We start from the raw sequence: 26,249 nt of genomic DNA, 5'->3' as shown, positions 1-26,249 counted from the left end.
TGAAAATCAAGAGTGAAATTTCACCGAGTGAACTATATCAAATGGACTTCCACTTGTGAATCATTGAACAAATAGTGAACTTTTTGTGAAATGGTGAGCATAAATATCTCGAATCATTCGGCATGCGAAATAAGGGAGGATGTAAGGCTGTGAGTGAGCTGTTTTTAGCAAGATTTCAATTTGCCTCAACGACATTATTTCATTTTATTTTTGTTCCTATGTCTATAGGTTTGGTATTTATCGTTGCATTGATGCAAACCCTTTATGTCGTCAAGAAAAAAGAGATTTATAAAAAGATGGCGAAATTTTGGGGTCACCTTTTCTTAATTAACTTTGCAGTAGGTGTGGTGACAGGGATTCTGCAAGAATTCCAGTTTGGGATGAACTGGTCTGATTATTCAAGGTTTGTCGGTGATGTCTTTGGTGCACCGCTTGCCATTGAAGCGTTATTGGCCTTTTTCCTTGAATCGACCTTTATTGGTCTTTGGATATTCGGCTGGGACCGTCTACCGAAAAAAATTCATTTGTTATGTATTTGGCTTGTTTCTCTTGGTACGATCTTTTCGGCGTTTTGGATTTTACTCGCCAACTCATTTATGCAGGAGCCAGTTGGATTTGTGATTAAAAATGGCCGTGCAGAAATGAATGACTTTGGGGCGCTCGTGACAAATCCGCAACTTTGGGTAGAGTTCCCGCACGTTCTGTTTGGTGCATTGGCAACCGGTGCTTTCTTTATCGCGGGTGTCAGTGCCTATAAAATGATCAAAAAACAAGAAGTCGCCTTTTTCAAAAAATCTTTCCAGATTGCCATGGTGCTTGCTTTCATTTCTGGCTTAGGTGTGGCGTTCTCTGGACATGATCAAGCGAAGCACTTAATGGAATCACAGCCGATGAAGATGGCAGCAAGTGAAGCCCTTTGGAAGGATAGTGGAGATCCAGCGGCTTGGACACTATTTGCTAACATTGACACAGATAAAAAAGAAAACTCTGCGGAGATCAATATTCCGTTTGCTTTAAGCTACTTGGCTTATTCGAAGTTTAGTGGAGATGTGCCAGGCATGCTAACCCTTCAAAAAGAATATGAAGCCAAGTTTGGTCCTGGAGATTACATTCCTCCAGTCAAAACAACCTTCTGGAGCTTTAGAATCATGGTGGGTGCCGGCATGTTGATGATTTTTGCTAGTATGATTGGTTTGTATTTGAGCTTTAGAAAAAAACTAGAATCAAACAAATGGTATTTACGCTTCATGGTATGGATGATTGCGTTCCCGTTTATTGCAAACTCAGCTGGCTGGATCATGACGGAAATTGGGCGTCAGCCGTGGACAGTCTTTGGTATGATGACAACCGCACAATCCATTTCACCAAACGTATCTTACGGCATGTTGCTATTCTCAGTCATTAGCTTTACGACCATTTATCTGATTCTTGCCATCGTGCTTGCCTACTTATTCATTCGAGAAATTAAAAAAGGTGCACATTCTGAAGAGAATACAGATCAAAAGGATGAAACGGACCTGTCTACAGATCCATTTGATGGAGGCGCATATCATGGCATATCTTAACGAGATTTGGTTTATTCTTGTCGCAGTATTGTTTGTTGGATTTTTCTTCTTAGAAGGATTTGATTTTGGTGTCGGGATGTCCATGCAGCTTCTTGGAAAAGATGCACATGAGCGCCGCATTTTAATCAATACGATTGGCCCTTTCTGGGATGCAAATGAGGTCTGGCTGATTACAGCTGGCGGCGCTATTTTTGCCGCTTTTCCTCACTGGTACGCTACGATGTTCAGCGGATACTATATTCCGTTTACGGTTCTCCTACTAGCGCTCATTGGGCGGGGGGTCGCCTTTGAATTTAGAGGGAAGGTCGAGAAGGCTTCATGGATCAAAACGTGGGACTGGGTGATCTTCTTTGGCAGCCTGCTTCCGCCATTTTTACTAGGCGTGCTATTCACAAGTATTTTACGAGGAATGCCCATTGATCAAAGCATGAATATGTACGCTGGATTTACAGACTTTGTGAATCTTTATTCAGTGATCGGCGGGGTAGCCGTGACGGTTCTTTGCCTTCTGCATGGATTGATTTTCGTCACACTCCGCACTGAGGGTGATTTAAGAAATCGTGCAAGAAAGCTCGGCCAGCGTGTTTTATTGATTGCACTGCCGGTTCTTGTTGTGTTTGTCGGTGTGTCTATTCTTGAAACAGACATTTATACCGTGCGTCCGATCATTACGATCCCTTTAACTGTACTCATTGTGGTTTGTTATGTAGCGGCTCTATTCTTTATGAGAAAAGAGCGTGATGGATGGACATTTTTATTCACAGGTGCAGGTATTATGGTGACGGTGACCATGCTTTTCACAGCATTATTCCCGCGTGTCATGATTAGTTCGATCAACCATGCATTCGACCTCACCATTCAAAATGCTGCATCAGGATCTTATTCACTGACGGTCATGACGATTGTTGCCATTTCTTTGCTGCCTTTTGTGCTTGGGTATCAAATCTGGAGCTACTATGTCTTCCGTAAACGTGTAAGCGGTAAGGAGCCAATGACCTACTAATGGATAAACGTTTGCTTCAACTAAAAGGAATGAGGGGGCTTCTTGCCCTCTTAGGTATTGTGTCAATCATCCAAGGAGCAAGTATTATTTTTCAAGCACAGTGGCTGGCACATGCCATAACAACGCTGTTTGACGGGAAGAGCCTCATGCAGGCAACGCCTTATGTCTTGCTGTTTCTTGCTGCCTTTCTGGTGCGGCACGGTCTCACCTTGATGCGGGAGAAGGTCATGTTCACCTATTCTTCCCGAATTGGAGCAGACGTCAGAAAGCAGCTGTTGGACCAGCTGTTCCGTTTAGGTCCAGCTTTCACGAAGAAAAAAGGAACAGGAAAGCTTGTGACATTGGCGATGGAGGGCATTGCCCAATATCGTCAGTATTTACAGCTGTTTTTGCCGAAAATGGTGAACATGGCAGTTATTCCGGTGATGGTGCTTGTCTATGTTTGGACATTAGATGAAACATCTGCTGTCATTCTCATTGTCACGCTGCCGATTTTAATTGTTTTTATGATTTTGCTAGGACTTGTCGCTCAGCGTAAAGCGGCCAAACAATGGAGATCGTATGAGAAATTATCTAATCATTTTACTGATTCTCTCCGTGGCCTTGAAACGCTTCGCTACTTAGGGATTAGCAAAAAGCATTCTCGTAATATTGGAGAGGTCTCAAAGCGTTATCGAAAGGCGACGATGAGCACACTGAAAGTCGCCTTTCTTTCTTCTTTTGCTCTCGATTTCTTTTCTATGCTGTCCATTGCGACTGTCGCTGTATTTCTCGGCTTGCGCTTAATTGAAGGAGATCTTTTGTTATTGCCGGCTTTGACCGCACTGATGCTCGCGCCAGAATATTTCTTGCCAGTACGTGAAGTAGGTAATGATTATCATGCGACGTTAAACGGAAAAGAAGCGAATGAGGCGATTCAAGTGATTTTAGAGGAAAAGGGCTTCCGAGAGCAGGAGACACAATCCGTGCAGCTGAACGAGTGGAATGAGCAATCTGAGCTCACACTGCAAGATGTCAGTGTCTTGCATGATGAGCATGCACCATATTCGATTCAGGATGTGGACCTCACTGTGAAAGGAAAGAAAAAGATTGGGATCATCGGTGCCAGTGGTTCGGGGAAATCGACGTTAACGGATGTTCTCGGTGGTTTTGTTGAACCGTCTGCAGGTGAAATCATCCTAAACGGAAAGCCGCTTGCTCATTTACAGCTGGCGGCATGGCAAAAAGAAGTCGTTTATATGCCGCAGCATCCTTATTTATTTCACATGACACTGAGAGAAAACATTCGTTTTTATGAACCGAATGCAACCGATGAAGACGTCGAAAGAGCGGTGCAAGAGGCAGGTTTGTCTCAGCTCGTAGCGGATCTCCCCAATGGACTGGATGAGGTCATTGGCGAACAGGGCAGAGGACTGAGCGGTGGACAAGCGCAGCGGATTGCACTCGCTCGCACAGTGCTCGGCCAGCGATCCATTATGCTGTTAGATGAACCAACGGCTCATCTGGATATTGAGACAGAGTATGAATTAAAGAAAACAATGCTTCCATTGTTTGAAAATAAACTTGTGTTTTTAGCCACACACAGACTTCATTGGATGACGGATATGGATGAAATCATTGTGATGGATCATGGGACGATTGCAGAGATGGGGACTCATGAATCATTAATGGAAAGAAAAGGTGTGTACTATCAATTGGTACAGGAACAAATGGGGGCGGTCACACATGGTCAGTAAAGGCTGGTTTATACCTTATATCAAGGAGAATCAAAAGCTGTTTGCCTTGGTGCTTTTTTTAGGGGCGATTGCGGTGTTTTCTGCTTCTATGCTCATGTATACGTCAGGGTTCCTCATTTCAAAAGCTGCCACAAGACCTGAGAATATCTTGATGGTCTATGTCCCAATCGTGGCAGTACGTACCTTTGGTATTTCACGCTCAGCTGCTCGTTATGCAGAAAGACTGGCGAGTCATCAACTCATTTTGACGATGATTGAAAAAATGCGGGTACGTCTTTATGATATGGCTGAACGAAGTGCCAAACAGACGAAGCTTGGAACAGGTGAAATGCTTGGGCTGTTATCAGAAGATGTGGAGAGATTACAGGATGCGTATTTAAAAACAATTTTTCCATCCATCGGTGCGCTGCTTTTATATGCCGCTTCGATTGGAGCACTTGGGCTTTTTTCATGGCCTTTTGCCGGATTGATGCTGCTTTATATGGCGCTGCTCGTATTTGTATTCCCATACATCACAGTGCTTGTGAACCGGGCGAGACAAATTCAAATGAAGAAAGGCAGAAATGAACTGTACAGCCATTTAACAGATGCCGTCATGGGCGTGAGTGACTGGTTGTTTAGCGGCAGACAGAACGATTTTGTTGAAGGCTATGAACGAAAAGAAGCAAAGCTATTAGCACTCGAAGCGGCAAAGCATCGGTTTATCCGTCTGCGCCAATTTTTAGCACAGCTAGTCATTGGAGGAGCAGTCGTCTTTGTCGTGTATTGGAGCGGCTCAGTCGTTCAGGCTGGTTCTATGCCGCACACGCTCATCGCAGCCTTTGTGCTTGTGCTGTTTCCATTAACAGAAGCTTTTCTTCCGCTGTCAGATGCAGCAGGTGATATTCCTGTTTATCAGCATGCCGTCAGCAGATTAAATCATTATGAAGAGCAGTCGTATGAAGGATTAGTGGAGAGGAAGGCAGCAGACGAGACACCCGTCTCTGATGGCGTTGAAGCGGTCTGTTTTGATCAAGTCACCTTCGGATATGAAGTAGATCAACATGTACTAAAGCATTTTTCGTTTTCCCTGAAGCAAGGTGAATCGCTCGCTCTCTTAGGAAAGAGCGGTGCAGGCAAATCGACCATTTTAAAATTGCTAGAAGGGGCAGTCGTGCCAAATCAAGGGGGCGTCAGCATTCAGGGGAAACCGGTACAAAGCATTCAAGAGGAGTTATCCTCTTATGTGTCTGTGCTCAATCAACAGCCCTATTTATTCGATACGTCTGTTTTAAACAATATTCGCTTAGGCTCTCCAGAAGCGACAGAAGAGCAAGTAAAAGAAGCCGCGCGGCAAGTGCAGCTGCACGATTACATTGAGTCTTTGCCAGAAGGTTATCACACAGGTGTACAAGAGACAGGGGTTCGTTTCTCTGGTGGAGAAAGGCAGCGTATGGCTCTAGCTCGGATTTTGCTGCAAAACACACCGATTGTTGTATTAGATGAACCAACCGTTGGGCTTGATCCACGCACAGAGCGTGAACTGCTTGAAACAATCTTCCGTGTGTTAAAAGGAAAAACAGTCATTTGGATCACCCATCATCTCACTGGCTGTGAGGCATGCGATCGTATGATGTTTATTGAAGGTGGACGCATTGAGATGCAGGGGCAGCATCATGATTTGCTGAAAGAAAATCTGCGTTATCAAAAGCTGTATGAAATGGACCGTCCATTTTCGGTCGTGTAAAAAATGGATGACAAGAACGTTCGGACAGAAGATTTCTGCCCGAACGTTTTTTTGAGATTAAGGATTTACTTTTCCTACACCCGCATTTGATACAACTTCTGATTTCACATTGTTCACGTTAAGCAAAGAGTAGTTATAAGGAGGGTTGTACGTACCTGTTGAAGACGTTGGCAGGCTACCTGTGCTGTTAATATAAGAGTTGTTGATGACATGCCAAGTACCGACTTGACGGCTGTCCCAGCTGCCGATGGCATTTTTCGTGTTTTCAAATACGTTGTGTTCAATTCTCATTTTCGCGCCCATACGTGAATTAATCGCTGTTGTTAGGATGTTTTTGTAATAGTTGTTATACACATGGCCTTCCCCGAAGCGCATAGACGGTACACGAGAGTTCAAGTTTTCAAAACGGTTGTTGTGGAACGTGATTTTTCTGTTGTAGTTATCGTTATCGGAGCTGCCCATCAGCATCGTTTTCCAGCTGTCATGGACATAGTTCCATGAGAACGTAATGTAATCAGAGTCATTTTTCACATCGAATAACCCATCATAGTCATCTTTATCAGAGTTTAAAGTGTTGTAGAGTTCATTATGGTCGACCCATACGTTTTTAGAGGCACCTTCGATTCCGATGGCATCTTTATCACCGATTTTGCTGTGATGGATTTTGAGGTTGCGGATGATGACGTTATTAGCGCGCCATACTTTAATACCAATCCCGTTAAATTCGCCGTTTGTCCCTTTACCGACGATGGAGACATTGTTTGTATCTTTCACATCAATTTTATTGGCTGAAGTATTAGAAGGAGTAATCGTTCCGTCTACCACGATTTTCAATTTTTCATTTGTTCCTTTGCTTTTGAGGGCAGCTAATAGTTCATTTCCGGTTTTCACCGTCACCGTTTTACCGCCTTCACCGCCTGTTGTACCGCCATTTAATGTGGAGAATCCTTGCTGATTAAAATTGGCCATAATCGAAGGGCTTTCTGGATATTTCGTTGCTGCTTTTGCCTCCCCATTTGGTGCAAATAATGACGTCACGAGACCAACCGCTAACACACCAGCTAACATTGGAACTTTTTTCTTCAACATGAACATCTCCATTCTCTATTTTGTTTTAATGTAAACGTTTCCAAAATAAGCTGCGATTCAACCGCTCCTCCTTCCTTCGCCAGCATCGCCTCTTTCGGAATGTAGGAAGAGCATAGCACGCAAAAAGGTATCATCGGCTAAGAATTGGAACGAAGTATTCCACGATTTTCAAGGAAACTAAGGCAATGATTATTTCAATTTATCTAAATGAGACAAGGATCATTGACGATAGGTATTGGGGTAACCTAGTGATTATGAAAAGGACGTTCTTCTTTTTAAGGAAAATCAAGATGATTACGAAAGCGTCATTTTGTTAGAGACAAAGACCTGTCATAATCATTACATAAGAAAAAATTGGATATCAAATAGATCCGTGCGCTAAACAACAGGTAGACAAGGCTCCAATTTAAAAAAAGAAGGTCTATTTTAAACGATGCGATCACCGGTGTCGTCTAATCAATAAGAGATAGAAAGGAAGGAGGGACGTGTTTGGAGCAGACCGAGGAGACTTTATGGATCAAGCGGGCAAAACAGGGGGATGATGCCGCATTTACCGCCCTTTATCGGCATCATTATTCGTTTCTTTACCGTTATTTGATGAAATTGACCCTTCAACAAGAGCTGACAGAGGAGATCATGCAAGAAACGATGCTCAAAGCGTACATGAAACTTTCTTCTTTTAGAGGAGATTCATTATTTTCAACATGGCTCATGTCCATTGCATCTAGACAATTTTTAGATCATCAAAAGAAAAGAAAACGTGAACAAACGAGAGAAGGAAAGGCGAATCAAGAAGCCATCCGCCGGTTCAAATGGGATGTTCAGCAAAAAGGCCATACTTGGCATGACATGTGGGATGCTTTAAATGAGTTAAAGGCTCAGGAGAGAGCACCGATCCTTCTCCATTATTATTATGGCTTTACTTACCCTGAAATCGCTTCGATGCTCGGGGTGAGAGAAGGTACGGTGAAATCGAGGGTTCATCATGGGATCAAGAAAATTCGAAAGGAGTGGGACTGATGAAAGAAGATCGTTTCGCCGATCGTTTAAAAGAGGAGCTGCAGGAGCTCGATGAACAAATTGAAGTAGAAAAGCCGAGTGAACAAGCTTTGATGTTGATGCTAAAGCAGGCAAAGGAAAAAGAGAAAAAACGTTTTAAACAAGAAGTGCTGGCGTACATCCTCGTCAGTCTGACCATCATGACACTTTTTGCAGCTGCCATTACTCATTTGCCCATCATCTTCATTCTTCTCCAAGTGGTGAGCGTGCCACTCTGTGTGGTTGTCGGCATCAAGGAATATCAACAGATTAAAGGAGGGTCTTCCTTATGAGTCAGACAGATATGATCATCTTATTGTGCGTATTGCCGTTACTGTTTGCACAAGGATTTCTCTTATTTATGGATGCCAAGAAAAGAGGGCGTTATAAATGGTTCTGGGGCATCATTGGGTTAATCAACTTCCCATCTTCTTCTATTTTATATTGGCTGTGTGTTGTCTTACCTGATCGGAAAAGAGGAGAAAAGCTCAGAAAAGATTGAAAGACATTGTAAAACTTTTGACCTTTTTTTTGAATGATCATCATCTAGAAAAAGTGAAAGTTTCATGAATGTGTCAAAGAAAGCGGGATGTTGAACGTCCAGTTCGTCATTTCTAGCACGATAGTCATTCTTTGAGCGGGTCATTTTCATGACGGAAGGTGATTCTGCTTGATCTATCTCATTTCGGCATCGTTTTCATCTGTTATCAATATTGATCAGTTTTTACAAATGGTGTTAAATTAATCTCAATATGCGTTAGAAAATCTAACAACCAAAGAGTGAGATATTGACAAGGAGGCAGATGAGACATGTTGACCTTAGATCGAGCAGCACAAACAGCACAAAGCTACATCCACCGTGTGCTAGAGGATGTAGAAAAACGGAATCCAGGCGAGGCGGAATTCCAACAAGCCGTAAAAGAAATTCTGGAATCCCTCGTCCCGGTTTTTGCAAAACACCCAGAGTATGAAAAACAGGGGATCTTAGAACGCTTAATTGAGCCTGAGCGGCTTGTGATGTTTCGTGTACCGTGGGTAGACGATGAAGGCAAAGTACAGGTGAACAGAGGATTCAGGGTTCAATTTAATAGTGCCATCGGTCCTTATAAGGGGGGCATTCGGTTTCACCCATCGGTCAATGCAAGCATCATCAAGTTTTTAGGATTTGAACAAATCTTTAAAAACGCACTGACAGGTTTGCCGATCGGCGGAGGGAAAGGTGGATCAGATTTTGACCCTAAAGGGAAATCTGATGGAGAAATCATGCGTTTTGTTCAAAGTTTTATGAGTGAACTCAGTCGTTATATTGGACCTGATCAAGATGTACCGGCAGGAGATATTGGGGTAGGTGCACGCGAAATTGGCTATATGTTCGGACAGTACAAAAAAATGCGTGGTGCGTATGAAGCAGGTGTCCTGACAGGAAAAAGTCCTGGTTTTGGAGGCAGCTTAGCGAGAAAAGAAGCGACAGGCTATGGACTGGTGTACTTTATGGAAGAAATGTTAAAAGCCCACGGAATGCAATTTGAAGGGCGATCTGTTGTTGTGTCTGGCTCAGGGAATGTATCGATTTATGCGATGGAAAAAGTATTGGAATTAGGCGGAAAGGTTGTGGCTTGTAGTGATTCAAGCGGAGCCATTTACGACCCTCAAGGCATTTCACTTGAGACAGTGAAGCAGCTGAAGGAAGTCGACAACCAGCGAATTGCTGCCTACATAGACATTCACCCGCATGCTGAATTGATTGAAGATTGCGAACAAATTTGGTCTCTTCCTTGTGACATTGCGCTGCCATGTGCGACCCAAAATGAAATTTCAGAGTCGCAAGCACAGCAGCTAGTGGCAAACGGTGTCATCGCTGTAGGAGAAGGGGCCAATATGCCGTCCACACTTGGGGCCGTCAAAGTATTTGAACAACATGATATTTTGTTTGCACCAGCAAAAGCGGCAAATGCTGGCGGAGTGGGTGTTTCGGCGTTAGAAATGGCGCAAAACAGTGCGAGAATGTCTTGGTCTTTTGAAGAAGTAGATGGTCAGTTGAAACAAATGATGCAGTCGATTTATCGTCAGTGTACTGAGACAGCTGAAGAATACGGATACGCTGGAAACTTAATGGTAGGCGCAAATATTGCAGGATTTCGCAAAGTGGCAGATGCCATGATCGCACAAGGCGTCATTTAACTCCTGCTCTCCCGCACCTGTTTATTTCATCACAAGATCGGGAATCGTCTTGTAAGAATGACAATAAGGAGGCGCGGGAGAAAATGAAAAAGTGGCTGAAACAAATTGTCAAATGGGCACCAGTGATTTATCCAGTGGTGAGGAAAATATACAAAGAACGAAAAGCATCCAAAAGTCGTAACGTATCAGCCGGGTAATCCGGCTTTTTTTTATGAAATGAATGAAACAAAAAAATATGCTGTGGGAATGATCCATTTCACTTCTCTCTCCGTTAAGTACATAACAAACGGAAAGAGGAGGCAAAACAGATGAAAATGAAAAAAGCATTTTTAACGATCCCGCTTAGTGCAGCATTATTATTACCAACTGCTCAAATGGCAAGTGCACACGAAGGACATATGCATGGGGATGCAAAAAAGTCGTCATCATCACAAGAGGTGTCAAATAAAGCAACGGATCTTCGCGCAGCGCTTGATCAGCTCTTCTCAGAACATGCTTATTTAGCAGTGATCACGATGCAAAAGGGAATTGACGGCAGTAAAGATTTTGATCAAGCAGCAGCAGCGTTAAATGAAAACACGAATGATCTATCAGATGCGATCGCCTCTGTGTATGGAAAAAAAGCAGGGAAACAATTTAAAGAGATTTGGTCAAGCCATATCGGCTACTTCGTTGATTATGTACAAGCAACAGCGAAAAAAGATGAAGCAGGTAAAAAGAAAGCGGTCAAAGAGCTTGATCAATACCGCATGAAACAAGCTGATATGCTTGATAAAGCAACAGGTGGAAGATTGAAAGCAAGTGAACTTGAAGAAGGTTTAAAAATGCACGTCAATGAACTGCTAAAAGCTTTTGATAGTTACACAGAAAAGGATTTTGATACAACCTATGAAACGGTCAGAAAATCCATTCATCATATGTTTGAAGTAGGTAAAGGTGTATCATGGGCGATTACAGATCAATTTCCTGGGAAATTTGATCAAAAATCAGTCGATACTCCAGCCGCAGATCTTCGTGAGGATTTAAACTACTTGTTCTCAGAGCATTTGGCACTCGCGGTAGTGGCTATGCAAAAAGGGAATGATGGCAGCAAGGACTTTGACCAAGCGGCAGCAGCGTTAAATGAAAACACGAATGATCTATCAGATGCGATCGCTTCTGTTTATGGAAAAGATGCAGGAAAACAATTTAAAACGATCTGGTCAAGTCATATCGGATATTTAGTTGATTATGTTAAAGCGGATGCATCAGGAGACGAGCAAGCAAAAGAGAAGGCTGTTAAAGATTTAGATGCTTACCGTATGAAACAAGCAAAATTTTTAGATCAAGCGACAGATGGCCGCTTGAAGGCGGCTGACTTAGAAGCCGGGTTGAAAACCCATATTGATGAGCTCATCAAAACGTACACGTCTTATCACAATGGCGAATATGATCAGCTGTACCCGACTGTCAGAGAAGCATACGGCCATATGTTCATGGTTGGTCAAGATGTCGCATCAGCTATTGTCGATCAGCATCCTGAATTATTCAAATCCAACATGCCAAATGAGATGCCGAAAACAGGTATGGGAGGCACAGCCGGTCCATTAGGTATGTCATATGAAGCATTTGCTGGGATGATGGCAAGTCTCATCTTAGCCGGAGGTGCAGTGGGCGCGTTCTTCCTCATTCGCCGTAAACCATCAAATTAAACAATATCAAGACAAGAGGGAACGTGCACAATCGTGCCGTTCCTTTCTTCAAAAGGAGGTCGACTTGCGTGAAAAGGTGGCTGTTTAGTATTCTTACGCTTCTCATCATCACGGGCTGCGCATCCCAATCAATAGATGAAAAGTCATCCTCTGAAACTGCATCATCTCCTGAGCCAATGACAGCAAAACAAGCCAAGAATCCATCTCATTCACACGACACGTTAAAAGATGAGCCATCGGGTATTGTCCCCGCTGACATCTCCATTCCAGCGATTGATGTCCAAGCAAAAGTGGAGAAAACGACTTTATCAAAGGATGGCAGTATGGGTGTTCCGCAAAATACAGATCACACGGCTTGGTTTGAAGATGGTCCGAAGCCTGGTGATAAAGGGAATGCTGTCATAAATGGTCATGTTGATAATAAATGGGGTCCAGCTGTTTTTTATCGACTAAAGGAGCTAAAAAAGGGAGACAAAGTCATTGTGACATCCTCGTCAGGGGAAAAGCGAACCTTTGAGGTTCTCAAGGTGAAAAGCTATCCGCGCGAAGAGAAACCAAATGCTTTTTTCGGGTACGCCTTTACACGGAATCTCAATTTCATCACATGTACGGGAACTTTTGATCATGCAGCCGGTACACATGAAAAAAGATTGGTTGTCTTTACACAACTGATTTCCTCATAAGAAAAAGGCGGATACACGGAGGTGTAACGCCTTTTTTTCATGATTTCCACAACAGCATCTTAGAAGAAGATTCATAGGTCATTAGATATGGTTGGATGTATAAATAGGGGCGTTTGTCATATAAATGAGTTGGCAATTTTTATTTCTTTTCAGTAGAATATGAGTAATGAAGAGAACTGTAAGAGTATACAACCTGTCCAAACAAGGCAGATTCTCCACCCTAAATGAAGGAGGCCGACCTAATGCTGAGTAAAAGACTGGCGCACATTTTAAGTCAGCTGATGGCAGCTGAGACTCCTCTCACGAGCGCTGCGCTTTCTGTCAGTTTACAAGTGACAAGCCGCACCATCCGAACAGACATCAAGGAACTGAATGAGCGTCTAGCCCCTTATCAAGCAGCTGTATCAGCTGTTAGGGGCGCTGGCTATGAGCTGTTGATCAACGATGAGAATGCCTTTCGCCGTTTTATGAAGGAAGAAGTCGAACAGGAAGAACCGCTTGCTGTTCTTCCAGAAGAGCGAGTTCGATTTATTTTGAAAAAGCTGCTTCTAGCGGAATCATATGTGAAGCTGGAAGACTTACAGGAGCAGCTGTTTATTAGTAAATCGACGATGAGTAATGACATGAAATGGGTCAAACGTAAGCTCGAACCCTTTGATCTGAAGCTGGAAGCAAAGCCGAATAAAGGCTGCCGGATCAAAGGATCTGAGATGAAAATCCGTTATTGCATGTCAGAATATTTATTCAATGAACGGCGTTCCTATCAAACAATGCTGAACACGGCGGTTACGATTTTGCCAAAACAGGAGCTGGAATTGATTCAGAGAACCATGATTGATTATATCAACGAGGAAAAAATGAATCTATCAGACATTTGCATGAATAATTTAATTGTTCATATTGCTATTGCCTGTAAACGGATTAGACACGGAAACTATGTATCTGTGCTGCCTGAAGAAATCAACGAAATCCCAAGGGCAAAAGAATACAAGGTAGCCAAAAAAATGGTTGAGCGTCTTGAAGGGTTGCTGGATGTCTCATTCCCACAAGAGGAAATCGTTTATATCACCATTCATTTGCTAGGAACAGCCAAAATGGTACAGTCTTTTTCAACGGGCGGTCAAAAACAAATTGTGGATGATGACACGAGCCGTCTTGTTCAGCTGATGCTGAAAGCCATTGATCAAAAATTGCAGCTGGATTTAGCGGGAGATGCGGAATTGCTGATTGGCCTCAGTTTGCACTTAAAGCCAGCGATCAATCGGTGTAAGTATGGAATGAATTTAAGAAATCCAATGCTTGATGAGATCAAAGCGGGCTATCCAATTGCCTTTGAAGCAGGGATTGTGGCGAGCAGGGTCATTGAAGAAGAGACAGGTTTGTCCATTCATGAAAATGAGATCGGCTATATGGCACTTCATTTTGGTGCGGCCTTAGAGCGCAGGAAAATGGAGATACCACCGAAGCGATGCCTGATTGTCTGTGCGTCTGGTGCAGGGAGTGCAAGGCTACTTCAAGATCGTTTGCGGTCACAATTTGGGTCAAAGCTGACCATTTTAGGCACAGCAGAGCTTTATTCGCTTCCGCATGTCTCTTTACATGCATTGGATTTAATTATTACAACCATTCCCATTCATATGGATTTACCGATTCCGGTCATTCAAGTGAACACGATTTTAGGAGGCAGTGATTTTTTAAAAATAGAAGAAGCTTTGACAAGTGAAACAAGAGTGACATTAGCCACGCAATATATGAAAAAGGAATTGGTCTTTACAAAACGCGCCTTTCAAACAAAGGAAGAGGTCATACACTTTCTCACGCAAAAGGTCATTGACATGGGCTTAGCGCCAGCAGAACTTACACAATCTGTGATGGAAAGAGAAGAGTCTGCACCGACTTCATTTGGGCATTATACAGCGATTCCGCATCCGATGACCCCGCTGACAGAAGAGACGTTTTGGGCGATCTGTACATTAGAAAAACCGATTATTTGGGGAGAGAAAAAAGTTCAATTTGTGTGCTTGCTTTGTGTCGAAAAAGAGAACGCCAAAGACTTAAAAGGCATGTACCGTCTACTTGGAGAGCTTGTCCATCATGTGAAATTTATTCAGCACCTCATCACCTGTGACACCTTTGAAGACATGCTGGATGTCATGGATAAAAAAGCGCCTTCGTACAAGAACTAATGGTGTGATATTAACTTTTTCCGCTTCCTAAAGGAAAAAGTATGGGTGTTTATGAAAGCGGTTTCATAATATGATGAATGTGTAAAGAAAAGCTTCATACTTCAAAAAGGGGGCGTTTACAATGAACATTTTATTAGTTTGTGCAGCAGGTATGTCAACAAGCTTACTTGTCACAAAAATGGAGAAAAGTGCACAAGAACAAGGAAAAGACTATCGTATTTGGGCAGTATCTGGAGATGCTGCAAAAAATCATATTGATCAAGCCGATGTGCTTTTATTAGGACCTCAAGTTCGTTATTTATTACCGCAAATGAAAAAACTCGGAGAAGACAAAGGAATTCCAGTAGATGTGATTAATACCGTGCATTATGGCGTATGTAATGGCGCTGAGGTTTTAAAATCTGCTGAACAGTTAGTGAACGGATAAAGGGGGCGGAAGGGATGAATGGATTCAACCGATTTCTAGAAGAGAAGGTTATGCCGTTTGCAGGGAAGATTGCCGCTCAAAGACATTTACAAGCATTGCGTGACGGAATTGTTTTAACCATGCCTCTCATTATCGTCGGTTCACTGTTTCTTATTTTAGCCAACCTTCCGATTCCAGGATACAGCGATTTTATGGCAAGTGTCTTCGGAGCCGAATGGGCCACGAAACTATCCTATCCTGTGAATGCCACCTTTGACATTATGGCACTTGTTGCGACCTTTGGGATCGCATACAGGTTAGCTGAAAAGTATGCAGTCGATGCACTGTCATCTGGTGCAATTGCTGTCGCAGCTTTCCTCCTAGCCACACCTTATCAAGTACCGTTCACACCTGAAGGATCAACAGAAGCTATCCTAGTGAATGGCGGTATTCCCGTCACACTGATGGGCAGTAAAGGGCTATTCGTTGCCATGATTATTGCCATGCTTTCCACCGAAATTTACCGCTTTATTGTACAGCGGAATATCGTCATCAAAATGCCTGATGGTGTACCGCCAGCAGTTAGTAAATCGTTTATCGCACTTATTCCAGGTTTTGTGGTCATCACGCTGATCTGGGTCGCTAGGCTTCTGATTGAGATGACACCTTTTGAGAGTATTCATAATATCATCACGGTCTTAATTGGCACACCACTATCCATTCTTGGTGGAAGCTTAGGCGGAAGTATCGTTGCCATCGGTGTGCAAATGCTCCTCTGGGCATGTGGTATTCACGGAGCCACCATTGTCGGAGGAGTCATGGGTCCGATTTGGCTCGGTGCGATGGATGAAAACCGTCTTGCCTTCCAAGCAGGAGAAGTGCTGCCGAATATTTTCACAGCGCAGTTCTTTGAAATCTTTATCAATGTCGGCGGAAGCGGCGCGACGCTTGCTTTGGTACTGACCATGATCTTGCGTGCGAGAAGTAAACAAATGAAACAGCTTGGCCGTCTTGCGATTGGGCCAGCCATCTTTAACATCAACGAACCGATCATTTTTGGAATGCCGATTGTGATGAACCCAATGCTTCTCATTCCGTTTATCCTTACGCCAATTATGATGATCATCACCACATATATCGGAATGAGCACAGGACTTGTAGCAAAACCGGCAGGGATCGCTGTCCCGTGGACAATGCCGCCAATCATTTCAGGCTATCTCGCAACAGGCGGGAAAATCTCTGGCGCGGTCATGCAGCTGATTAACCTTGCCTTGTCATTTGCGCTATACTATCCATTCTTTAGAATGTGGGATAAGCAGAAATTGAAAGAAGAAAATGAGCTTGAAGCAAAAGCATCAACAGATGAAAATGTCGTCAGCATGTAATAGAGGGAACAAGGGGGATGCGGCCGATGGAAATGGAACAAATTGTGTTTCAACTCATCTTGCACGGTGGTAATGGCAGAAGCTCGGCCATGGAGGCCATTACATGTGCAAAGCAAGGCAATTTTGATGAGGCGAAGCAAAAATTGCAGGAAGCACAAGACGCGTTAAATGAGGCGCATCACGCACAGACAGAGCTAATCCAAGGAGAAATCAGAGGAGAGAAAACCGACGTCAGTCTCTTGATGATTCATGCACAGGATCATCTGATGAACGCTATGACCGTCAAAGAGCTTGCAGCTGAAATCATTGAGCTCCATGAAAAAATGAAGCAATTCGGAGGTGTCAATTCATGAAAGACGGAATCAAAATTGTCACAATAGGCGGTGGATCAAGCTATACGCCTGAGCTCGTCGAAGGGTTTATTAAACGATATCAAGAATTGCCTGTAAAGGAGTTATGGCTTGTGGATATTGAAGCAGGTCAGGAAAAGTTGAACATCGTGGGTGCTCTTGCAAAACGTATGATTGAAAAAGCGGGTTTGCCGATTGAAGTGCACCTCACCCTTGACCGCCGGGCAGCTCTGAAAGATGCGGACTTTGTCACGACACAATTCCGTGTAGGACTGCTCGAAGCCAGAGCCAAGGATGAGAGAATCCCGCTTAAATATGGCGTCATTGGACAGGAAACGAATGGTCCAGGCGGGTTATTTAAAGGTCTACGCACCATTCCAGTCATTCTAGACATTGTGAAGGATATGGAAGAGCTTTGCCCAGATGCCTGGCTGGTGAACTTTACAAATCCAGCAGGCATGGTCACAGAGGCGGTGTTACGCTACACGAATCTGAAAAAAGTGGTCGGTCTATGCAATGTGCCGATTGGAATCAAAATGGGCATTGCAAAAGCGCTGGATGTCGATGTCGAACGCATTGAAGTACAATTTGCAGGCCTCAATCACATGGTCTATGGCTTAGATGTGTATTTAGACGGGGTCAGCATTATGGATCAAGTGCTCGATGAATTAGGAAATCCAAATAGCCAGTGGTCCATGAGGAATATTGAAGCGAAAAACTGGGAGCCTTCTTTCGTCAAAGGCTTAGGGGTCATTCCATGTCCGTATCATCGTTATTACTATAAAACGAAAGATATGCTGGAGGAAGAACAAAAAGCAGCTCAAGAAAAAGGAACAAGAGCAGAGGTTGTGCAGCAAGTCGAGCATGAACTATTTGAGTTATATAAAGACCCAGATTTATCGATTAAACCGCCGCAGCTCGAAAAAAGAGGCGGGGCTTATTACAGCGATGCAGCATGTAATTTGATCAGTTCCATCTACAATGATAAACATGACATTCAACCGGTAAACACAGTGAACAGAGGAGCGATTGCCAGCATTCCGGCCGAATCAGCGGTTGAAGTGAACTGTATCATTACAAAGGACGGACCAAAACCAATCGCGACAGGTGATCTGCCTGTGGCTGTGAGAGGACTCGTTCAACAAATCAAGTCCTTCGAGCGTGTGGCAGCTGAAGCAGCTGTGACAGGAGATTACGAGACGGCTCTTGTCGCCATGACCATCAATCCACTCGTTCCATCTGATGAAATTGCAAAGCAAATCTTAGATGAAATGCTTGAAGCGCACCGTGAATATTTACCGCAGTTCTTCAAATCAGTGAATGCGTAAAATAAAATGGCCCCTTTATGGGGTCGTTTTTTATGATTTTTTCATATGGAAACCGGAGAAAGCAGTGTATGATAGAAAAAACAACATGTACTGCTTCAAAGAAAGGACGGTTAGAATATGGTGGCAATTGGTTTAATGCTTTACGGCTTTATCGTTCAACCTCTACTTAGTTACGGCACAGTGGTTTTGTTTTTGTATGGAATCATCGCTTCATTTATTGGTCTGATTCGGCATAGACAGGATGTGTGGATGTATGTTCTCCGCTTGCTCGTTTGTTTTACCATTCCAGTAACCAATCTGTTAATGTATTTCGCAACCATCGGTGGAGATGAAAGAGACTTTGATTTTCAGCCGATGCCGCCAGTTTATCATCTTGTTTTTATCCTAGAAATCATCATCGTCTTTTTACCAGAGATCTTTTTACTGATCGAGAGAAAGCGGAGTATCAAAAGGAAACAGTGGATATATGCAGGGGCCATTGTGGGGATCTCGGTCTTGTTTTGGTGCACGATTTAATTGAAGACTGACATCTAAGTCTTTTTCGCCTTTTTGTTGCGTAACCTCTTTCGCCTCACTTTTACAAAAGTAATGGAAAGAACAAAGATAGAAATTCCGAGAAACTTAAATAGAAAACGGGTGAAGAACGATGAATCATCGAAACCTGTAGCGATGATGATCGATCCGATGCAAATCCCAAAGAACGCTAGTAAATAAGTAAAAAACATACCATCACTCCTAAAGTGTGGAATAGATCTATATTTTCCATTATGAGGTAGTGAAGGGGATAAAGAAACAAAAAAAGAACCCTTCATCAAATGAAAGGTTCTTTCGCTTGCTTATGCCTGCTTGACAACCGAATCGACTTCTACTGTCCAGCCGAAGATGTCTGGCTGAGTTCCTTTTTGGATTCCAGTAATCGCTTCGTACAATTTCTTCGATACTTCGCCTGTTTGACCATTTTGAACGACGTATGGCTGATCGTGATAAATTAATTCACCGACAGGAGAAATGACGGCTGCCGTTCCTGTTCCAAAGATTTCTTCCAGTTCACCTGATTGATGTGCTTCAATTAATTCATCAATTGAAATTTTACGTTCTGTCACAGGGATTTCCCAATGCTTTAACAGCTCAAGCACAGAATTCCGTGTGATCCCTTCTAAAATGCTGCCGTTCAGTTCAGGCGTCACGATTTCTCCGTTGATTTTAAAGAAGATATTCATACTGCCGACTTCTTCAATGTACTTTTTCTCGATGCCATCAAGCCACAGGACTTGTGAAAATCCTTTTGTTTCAGCAACTTGCTGTGCTTTCAAGCTCGATGCATAGTTTCCAGCTGTTTTGGCATTTCCTGTTCCGCCTTTAACAGCGCGGACAAATTCGTTTTCCACCGCAATTTTGACCGGATGGATGCCTTCTTTATAATAAGAACCTACTGGAGATAAAATGATGATCAGCTTGTAGGTGCTTGACGGTGCAACACCTAAATAGGGCTCAGTAGAAATAATGAATGGTCGAATATACAAAGAAGTGCCCTCTGCATCAGGTACCCAATCCTTATCAATGCGAATGAGTTCATTTAAGCCTTCTAAAACCGTTTCTGTATCAATTTGCGGGATACATAGGCGGTCATTTGATCTGTTTAAGCGTTCCATATTTTTTTCAGGACGGAATAAGAGAATCTTTTGATCCTCAGACACATACGCCTTCAAGCCTTCAAAAACAGATTGGCCATAATGATAAACCATAGAAGCTGGGTCCATTGGAATCGCCTGATAAGGAATAATTCTCGGATCATACCAGCCTTTATCAATTGAATAATCCATCACAAACATGTGGTCTGTGAAGATTTTTCCGAATTCAAGTTGATCAGATTGAGGTTTTGGTTTTTTTGTTGAACTAAGTTCAACGCGGATGGGTTGTTTTGGCATCGTAAATCTCCTTGCTGTTTGATTATTTGAAAATTCTAATAATATGAAATAATTATGATTCTATTCTATACCTTCACAAAATATTAGCAATAGGTTTTCTGGAATTCAGACAAGAAAAATCTGTTAAAGCGCTTTCCTCCTCTCTGTCGTGGTTTTACTGAAGTTTCCCCTTAGAAATAAAATCCAATTTCGTTATTAACTGATTAATCTGACAATTTAAAAGCGATTTATTTTCCTGTAAGATATTCTTTCAACCATACACCTTTTGACTAGTACATTGCAAGGGGCATTGCCATATTTTAATCCTCTTTTTTTTAACCGATAAAGGTAGAAGAGAGTGGAAGGGAGCAAACAACGAGATGAAACGAATGATATCAGGCGCCTTATTGATTTTATTGATGACCGCCATTAGTTTTGGCTGTCAAGCGATGACGGAGGAGGCTGGTGCGAAGCAAGGTACTGCCTATTACGTCGCAGCAAATGGGAACGACAAACATCCAGGGACAAAGCAAAAGCCTTTCCGTACGCTGAAAAAAGCGGCAAGTATCGCGAAAGCTGGAACAACAGTTTATATGAGAGGCGGTACATACAAAGAGAAATTGATTGTCCGCCATTCTGGAACAAAGAAAGCACCAGTTGTTTTTCAAGCGTATGGAAAAGAGAAGCCTGTCATTAGCGGAGCATCTCTTAAAGGAAATCAAGCAGACGGTGGTCTTGTGAAGATTGATCAAAAAAGCTATATCACCCTGAAAGGGCTGACAGTCGGTCATATTAAAACGAATCAAGAAGATGTGACACCCATCGGTATATTCATCACAGGAAGCGGCAAAGGCGTCAAACTGCTTAACAACCGTGTGTACGACATTCAGACGACACATCAAAATGGGAATGCTCATGGCATTGCGGTCTATGGAACGAAAGCACCTGCAGCCATTGAAGACATTGAAATCAAAGGAAACACTGTGGAAAAGTTAAAGCTAGGTTTTAGTGAAGCCCTTGTGCTAAACGGAAACGTTAAAAAATTCCGCGTGACACATAATACAGTCCGGCATACGGACAATATCGGGATTGATTTAATTGGTTTTGAGAATGTCGCACCTTCTAAAAAGTATGATCAAGTGCGAAATGGTGTCGTATCTAGAAACAAAGTTTATGAGATTACGAGTGTTGGGAATCCAGCGTACGGCAAGGACATCTCCGCAGGAGGAATCTATGTGGATGGCGGGAAAGACATCGTGATTGATCATAACATCAGCCATCATAATGACCTTGGGATTGAGGTCACAAGTGAACATAAAGGGAAGATGGCCGAACGCATTCGCATTGAGCACAATCAAGTATATTTAAACCGTTATACAGGCATCTCAATTGGCGGATATGACAAGAAGCGCGGCGGAACCACAAACACAACCATCTCCCATAACATTTTGTACAAAAATGACACAGCCGGCTTAGAAGGCGGTCAATTGCTCATGCAATATCAATCGGTGAACAATCGAATCACGAATAATATCATGACAGCCAGTGCTTCGCATTACTTAGTCGTGAATCTCTACGAAGTGAACAAGAAGAATACATTCCAAAAGAATGTCTACGATGACCGCAAAGGTGCAAAAGCCTCACAGTGGGTATGGCGCGGGAAATGGCTGGAAGGCTACAAAACGTATCGCTCGAAAAGCGGTCAAGATAAAGGATCAGCACACCTCAATCCCCAATTTGTGAATGAGAAAAAATATGATTTCCGTCTTAAGGCATCATCACCTGCTAAGAAAATCATCGGCAGTTAAACAAGGTATACGGTGTAAATGATCATTTTAGAAATTTTCAAAAAAGTCATTGACATTGATGAGACATCACATTAAAGTAAAGAAGACATTTCAACTAAAACAAATTTCATAACGGATCTCTTATCAAGAGAGGCAGAGGGACTGGCCCTATGACGCCCAGCAACCGTTTCTATCTAAGAAATTGGTGCTAATTCCTGCAAAGCTGTTACAGCTTTGACAGATAAGAGAGGAAGACTTCCCGATACATGTTTCATGCAACGGTGATCAAGCCTCTCTTTATCAAGAGAGGCTTTTTTGATCTCTTTTTTTAGAATCAAAAGACTGGGTTCACAGGCATATTTCCACTTTTTTACCTAGTTTTCCGATGTGAAAAATAAAACAACTTGAGGAGGAACAGCAATGAAACGTAAATATTGGACATCATCTCTTGTATTATTGACGGTCCTGACCGTGCTATTATCTGGCTGCGGTACGGGATCAAGCGCAGGCTCAAAAGCCAATGCAAACGAAAAGGTCTCCTTTGACAATGTCCCGAAGCGATTTGCAAAAGGACAGGGAGCAAAAATTAAAGTCATCCGTAAAATTGGCGGGGACGATCATACCGCTCAGTTTTTAGCAGGAACGAAGGCAGAAGGGGAAGCGCTAGGCTTTACAGTAGATGTCTACACGGCAAATGGTGATACGGCGAAGTTTCATGATGCCATTTCTCAAGCACTAGAAGAAAACTATGATGGCTTTATCATCTCTCATGGGGATGATGAGGCGACAGTCGCTGATGTGAAGAAGATCACGGCGAAAGGCATTCCAGTTGTGGCGTTTGATTCAAATCCGAAGCTGAAGGATATCAAAGGAGTCACAGTGACGTCTCAAGATGATGAACAATTAGCGAAAAAATCATTAGACGCGCTAGTGGCTGATTTTAAAGGGAAAGCAAATATTGCGTATCTTTGGGTAGACGGATTCCCTCCAATGGTGAGACGAAACAAGGTGTACCAAGAAACGCTCAAACAGCATACAGGAATCAAGGAACTTGACCGATTTGGCGTTGCGGCCTCTGATACATCAGTTCAAACACAAAATGCGGTTGCGGCTATGCTGAATAAATATCCAAAGGGTAAACTGGATGCGATTTTTGCCACGTGGGATGCATTTGCGATTGGTGCCGCAAGAGCTTTAAAAGAAGCAGGAAGAACCGAAGTGAAAATATACGGTATTGATGTGTCTAATGCCGATCTGCAAGAAATGACTGCGAAAGACAGTCCTTGGAAGTACACTGCCGCTGTCGATCCGAAGCTCATTGGCGCAATCGACGTAAGGATTCTTGCGAAGAAACTAGCTGGCGAGAAAACGCCATCTTCCTATGACCTTGAGGCCTCTCTCATTTCACAAAAGCAGCTTCAGGATGCAGGAAAGGCCATCAATATGGTCAATCTTGCAGATGAAGTAAAAGGATTCGGATCATCGACTGCTTTTGAAGAAGACTGGATGAAGACCTTGAAGAAGCATTATGCAAAATAAACAACGTGCACTCTCTTTTCATAGAGGGTGTTTCGTTTTTCAATTGACGATCAGGAGATAAGGAGGACACCTATGACAACGCCGCTTGTTCATATGAAAAACATTTCGATTGAATTCCCAGGAGTCAAAGCGTTAGATCAAGCAAATTTCACATTAAAAAAAGGCACAGTCCATGCCCTGATTGGGGCTAACGGTGCTGGGAAGTCAACGTTAATGAAAGTTCTCTCTGGTGCTCATTCACATTTTGAAGGAACCATCCACATCAATGGCGAGGAGGCGACCATTCATACACCAAAGGATGCGGCCTCATACGGTGTGCAGACCGTACATCAAGAAGTGGATACAGCTCTAGTGCCATATTTAAGTGTTGGCGAAAATATGATGATTCATGAAATTGAGAAAAAACCATTCGTCCGTTGGAAAGAGATTCACCGCAAGGCAGCACAGCTGTTACAAGAGATGAATATTGACATCTCGACGAAGCGTCTTGTGAGTGATTTGACACTGGCAGAAAAACAAATGGTGCTCATTGCCAAGGCTGTGTCGATCAAATGCAGCATTTTAATTTTAGATGAACCAACCGCTCCACTTAGTCATGCAGAAACAAGCAAGCTATTCTCAATGATTCATCAATTGAAAAAGAACGGCACAGGCATCATTTTTATTTCGCATCGCATGCCAGAAATTTTCAACATCTGTGATGAACTGACTGTGATGAAGAATGGAACCGATGTGGCGGCGCATCTCATTAAAGAAACCGATCCAAAGCAGGTCATTGAAGAAATGCTTGGCGCGCCATTAGAGGATCAATTCCCATCCCGTACACCGCTTGAGGATGCACCGATTGTGCTTGACGTGAAAGAGTTGCATGACCAGCATAAATTAAACAACATTCATCTTCATGTGAAAAAAGGAGAAATTCTTGGGATTGCAGGATTAGTCGGTGCTGGTAAAACAGAATTGTGCAAAGCCCTATTCGGCGCCTCAGAAAAAAAGTCAGGCACTGTGCAGTTGCATGGTCAAACCATTCATATCAAGTCGCCTCATCACGCTGTGAGAGCGGGTATTGCCCTTGTGCCTGAGGAACGGAGAAAAGAAGGGATTCTAACAGAAGAAACTGTTGGATGGAACGTAACAGCTGCAAGTCTACGTTCGTTTACACGGCCGTTCAGCTTCTTACATCGTTCTAAGGAACGGAAGGCAGCAGATGGAATCGTCAAGCGGCTTGGCGTCAAGACACCTTCTCTTGAAGCGAAGGTGAAGCATCTCTCTGGTGGAAATCAGCAAAAGATTGCGATTGGTAAATGGCTGTTGGCTGAGGCGGATGTCTATCTCTTTGATGAACCAACCAAAGGTGTAGACGTTGGAGCCAAAAAGGACATTTTCTCCCTCATTGCAGAACTAGCTGCAAGAGGAAAAGCGGTTATTTATGCTTCAAGTGAGCTTTCAGAAATTGCAGGAATTGCCGACCGAGTATACGTCTTATATGATGGCAGCATTGCCCGGGAAATGACGGCACCAATGACTGAAGAAGAGCTTTTATATCATTCAACAGGAGGACAATCATGAGTGAACGACAAGTTTCAGCCCCAGTTCAACAAATCAAGAAACAGCGGCCATCCTTTCATCTGTTTGATTTCTTTTATCAATATGGCACCATCTTAACGATTGTTGTATTGATTGTTGTCTTTGCGGCAGCCAATCCGGCATTTTTACAGTCAGGAAATATCATCAACATTTTACGATCGATCTCGATTGTAACCATCATTGCAGTAGGGCTGACGATCTCATTAGCAGTGAATGGCTTTGATTTATCCGTAGGTTCAGTTGCAACGTTATCAAATGCAATTGTGATCTCCATGTTTGTATGGTTCTCGCAAAACCCACTCATTGCGATCCTTTCTGCGCTGGCGGCTTCTCTTATTGTCGGTTTGCTGAATGCTTGGATGATTGTCAAAATGAAGATTCCAGATATGCTCATGACACTAGCCATGATGTTTATCATTCAAGGGCTGGCACAAACCTATACGAAAGGTGCGACCATTTCTGAAAATATGGTGCTGCCTGATGGTACTTTTTCAACTGGCACCATCCCTGCCTTTTTCAGCAAGATTGGGCAGGTCCCCTATATCATTTTGATTATGGCGGCCATTGTGCTTTTTGCACATGTTTTTATGACTTACACAAAGCATGGGCGGTTGATGTATATCATTGGTGGAAATAAAGAAGCCGCTCGATTGTCTGGTATTCATGTGAACAAATACAAAATCGCAGCATATCTGTTGTCTGCTTTATTTGCGGCGATCGGTGGTATCGTGCTGGCATCAAGGGTGGTGACAGCAGAAATTAACGCAGGAACGCCATATTTAATGGATGGGGTAGCTGCTGCTTTTATCGGGTTTTCAGTCATGGGAGCAGGTAAACCAAACGCATTCGGTACGTTTATTGGTGCGGTGCTCATCGGTATTTTGCAAAATGGACTTGTGATGATGTCTGTCCCGTATTATGCAATGGATATCGTGAAAGGATCTGTACTTGCACTGGCACTCGCGCTGACTTATTCCAAACAACGGGGCTAAGATGTATTTTTTTAAAACCATTTGCGTCCTCTCTCCGTCTAGTAAACGGAAAGCAGTGTAACAGCTGTTT

At 43.0% G+C, this 26,249-nt stretch carries 23 protein-coding genes and 1 riboswitch; of the genes, 21 read left to right on the top strand and 2 right to left on the bottom strand.

The window, feature by feature from the left end; genetic code table 11:
* Positions 1-149 precede the first annotated feature (149 nt).
* From FXF70_RS03740 to cydC, 4 genes are read left to right on the top strand one after another with little or no spacing between them, the layout of a single operon-like run.
* Positions 150-1,565, top strand: coding sequence for a cytochrome ubiquinol oxidase subunit I (locus FXF70_RS03740; protein ID WP_017368320.1), 1,416 nt, complete (start codon positions 150-152; stop codon positions 1,563-1,565).
* Positions 1,552-2,568, top strand: a complete 1,017-nt coding sequence (gene cydB, locus FXF70_RS03735; protein ID WP_017368319.1) for a cytochrome d ubiquinol oxidase subunit II — start codon at positions 1,552-1,554, stop codon at positions 2,566-2,568. Before FXF70_RS03740 ends, cydB begins: the two co-directional genes overlap by 14 nt.
* Complete coding sequence (gene cydD / locus FXF70_RS03730; protein WP_048001165.1) at positions 2,568-4,304, top strand: thiol reductant ABC exporter subunit CydD; 1,737 nt, start codon at positions 2,568-2,570, stop codon at positions 4,302-4,304. The genes cydB and cydD overlap by 1 nt, the downstream gene beginning before the upstream one ends.
* On the top strand, positions 4,294-6,030 hold the full coding sequence (gene cydC / locus FXF70_RS03725) for a thiol reductant ABC exporter subunit CydC (RefSeq protein ID WP_148779842.1): 1,737 nt from the start codon (positions 4,294-4,296) through the stop codon (positions 6,028-6,030). Before cydD ends, cydC begins: the two co-directional genes overlap by 11 nt.
* A gap of 57 nt (positions 6,031-6,087) precedes the next feature.
* Here cydC and FXF70_RS03720 read toward each other — a convergent pair whose 3' ends face one another.
* Entirely contained in the window at positions 6,088-7,119 is a 1,032-nt protein-coding gene (locus tag FXF70_RS03720; RefSeq protein ID WP_017358687.1) for a pectate lyase family protein, read from the bottom strand.
* Between the two features lie 489 nt (positions 7,120-7,608).
* On the opposite strand from FXF70_RS03720, the gene sigY reads away from it, so the two are divergent.
* From sigY to FXF70_RS03660, 13 genes are all read left to right on the top strand, one after another.
* Positions 7,609-8,139 (top strand): RNA polymerase sigma factor SigY, encoded by a 531-nt coding sequence (gene sigY, locus FXF70_RS03715; RefSeq protein WP_007497895.1) that lies wholly within the window; start codon positions 7,609-7,611, stop codon positions 8,137-8,139.
* Entirely contained in the window at positions 8,139-8,450 is a 312-nt protein-coding gene (locus FXF70_RS03710) for a YxlC family protein (RefSeq protein WP_035702515.1), read from the top strand. Before sigY ends, FXF70_RS03710 begins: the two co-directional genes overlap by 1 nt.
* The gene (locus FXF70_RS03705; RefSeq protein WP_017368315.1) at positions 8,447-8,659 is read left to right on the top strand and encodes a hypothetical protein; all 213 of its coding nucleotides are present in this window, start codon (positions 8,447-8,449) and stop codon (positions 8,657-8,659) included. Before FXF70_RS03710 ends, FXF70_RS03705 begins: the two co-directional genes overlap by 4 nt.
* Positions 8,660-8,967: 308 nt before the next feature.
* Positions 8,968-10,338 carry an NADP-specific glutamate dehydrogenase gene (gdhA, locus tag FXF70_RS03700; RefSeq protein WP_148779841.1) on the top strand — a complete coding sequence of 457 codons (1,371 nt, stop codon included), beginning with the start codon at positions 8,968-8,970 and terminating at the stop codon, positions 10,336-10,338.
* Between the two features lie 83 nt (positions 10,339-10,421).
* The gene (locus FXF70_RS19160; protein WP_008345567.1) at positions 10,422-10,535 is read left to right on the top strand and encodes a hypothetical protein; all 114 of its coding nucleotides are present in this window, start codon (positions 10,422-10,424) and stop codon (positions 10,533-10,535) included.
* A gap of 111 nt (positions 10,536-10,646) precedes the next feature.
* On the top strand, positions 10,647-12,029 hold the full coding sequence (locus tag FXF70_RS03695; protein ID WP_035702513.1) for a hypothetical protein: 1,383 nt from the start codon (positions 10,647-10,649) through the stop codon (positions 12,027-12,029).
* Between the two features lie 68 nt (positions 12,030-12,097).
* Complete coding sequence (locus tag FXF70_RS03690) at positions 12,098-12,712, top strand: class F sortase (protein WP_017368312.1); 615 nt, start codon at positions 12,098-12,100, stop codon at positions 12,710-12,712.
* Positions 12,713-12,954: 242 nt separating this feature from the next.
* A complete protein-coding gene (locus FXF70_RS03685; RefSeq protein WP_148779840.1) occupies positions 12,955-14,898 on the top strand; it encodes a BglG family transcription antiterminator in 1,944 nt (647 codons plus the stop codon).
* 121 nt (positions 14,899-15,019) lie between these two features.
* On the top strand, positions 15,020-15,325 hold the full coding sequence (locus FXF70_RS03680; protein ID WP_007497889.1) for a PTS sugar transporter subunit IIB: 306 nt from the start codon (positions 15,020-15,022) through the stop codon (positions 15,323-15,325).
* Positions 15,326-15,339: 14 nt separating this feature from the next.
* A complete protein-coding gene (celB, locus tag FXF70_RS03675) occupies positions 15,340-16,689 on the top strand; it encodes a PTS cellobiose transporter subunit IIC (RefSeq protein ID WP_007497888.1) in 1,350 nt (449 codons plus the stop codon).
* A 26-nt stretch (positions 16,690-16,715) separates the two neighbouring features.
* Positions 16,716-17,042 (top strand): PTS lactose/cellobiose transporter subunit IIA, encoded by a 327-nt coding sequence (locus FXF70_RS03670; RefSeq protein ID WP_008345561.1) that lies wholly within the window; start codon positions 16,716-16,718, stop codon positions 17,040-17,042.
* Entirely contained in the window at positions 17,039-18,367 is a 1,329-nt protein-coding gene (locus FXF70_RS03665; protein ID WP_148779839.1) for a 6-phospho-beta-glucosidase, read from the top strand. The genes FXF70_RS03670 and FXF70_RS03665 overlap by 4 nt, the downstream gene beginning before the upstream one ends.
* Before the next feature lie 117 nt (positions 18,368-18,484).
* Positions 18,485-18,883, top strand: a complete 399-nt coding sequence (locus FXF70_RS03660; protein ID WP_048001158.1) for a hypothetical protein — start codon at positions 18,485-18,487, stop codon at positions 18,881-18,883.
* 320 nt (positions 18,884-19,203) lie between these two features.
* Here FXF70_RS03660 and FXF70_RS03650 read toward each other — a convergent pair whose 3' ends face one another.
* Positions 19,204-20,295, bottom strand: coding sequence for a branched-chain amino acid aminotransferase (locus tag FXF70_RS03650; RefSeq protein WP_148779838.1), 1,092 nt, complete (start codon positions 20,293-20,295; stop codon positions 19,204-19,206).
* 359 nt (positions 20,296-20,654) lie between these two features.
* On the opposite strand from FXF70_RS03650, the gene FXF70_RS03645 reads away from it, so the two are divergent.
* From FXF70_RS03645 to FXF70_RS03630, 4 genes are all read left to right on the top strand, one after another.
* Positions 20,655-22,082 carry a DUF1565 domain-containing protein gene (locus FXF70_RS03645; protein ID WP_017358694.1) on the top strand — a complete coding sequence of 476 codons (1,428 nt, stop codon included), beginning with the start codon at positions 20,655-20,657 and terminating at the stop codon, positions 22,080-22,082.
* 117 nt (positions 22,083-22,199) lie between these two features.
* A riboswitch (SAM riboswitch) is annotated at positions 22,200-22,309 on the top strand.
* Positions 22,310-22,481: 172 nt separating this feature from the next.
* The gene (locus tag FXF70_RS03640; RefSeq protein WP_007497873.1) at positions 22,482-23,600 is read left to right on the top strand and encodes a sugar ABC transporter substrate-binding protein; all 1,119 of its coding nucleotides are present in this window, start codon (positions 22,482-22,484) and stop codon (positions 23,598-23,600) included.
* 72 nt (positions 23,601-23,672) lie between these two features.
* On the top strand, positions 23,673-25,169 hold the full coding sequence (locus tag FXF70_RS03635; protein WP_007497871.1) for a sugar ABC transporter ATP-binding protein: 1,497 nt from the start codon (positions 23,673-23,675) through the stop codon (positions 25,167-25,169).
* Positions 25,166-26,179, top strand: coding sequence for an ABC transporter permease (locus FXF70_RS03630; RefSeq protein ID WP_148779837.1), 1,014 nt, complete (start codon positions 25,166-25,168; stop codon positions 26,177-26,179). Before FXF70_RS03635 ends, FXF70_RS03630 begins: the two co-directional genes overlap by 4 nt.
* The last annotated feature ends 70 nt before the right edge of the window (positions 26,180-26,249 follow it).

The organism is Bacillus sp. Y3, from assembly GCF_008123875.1.
Classification (GTDB): Bacteria; Bacillota; Bacilli; order Bacillales; family Bacillaceae; genus Bacillus; species Bacillus altitudinis.
This window is presented reverse-complemented; position numbering and strand designations above follow the sequence as displayed.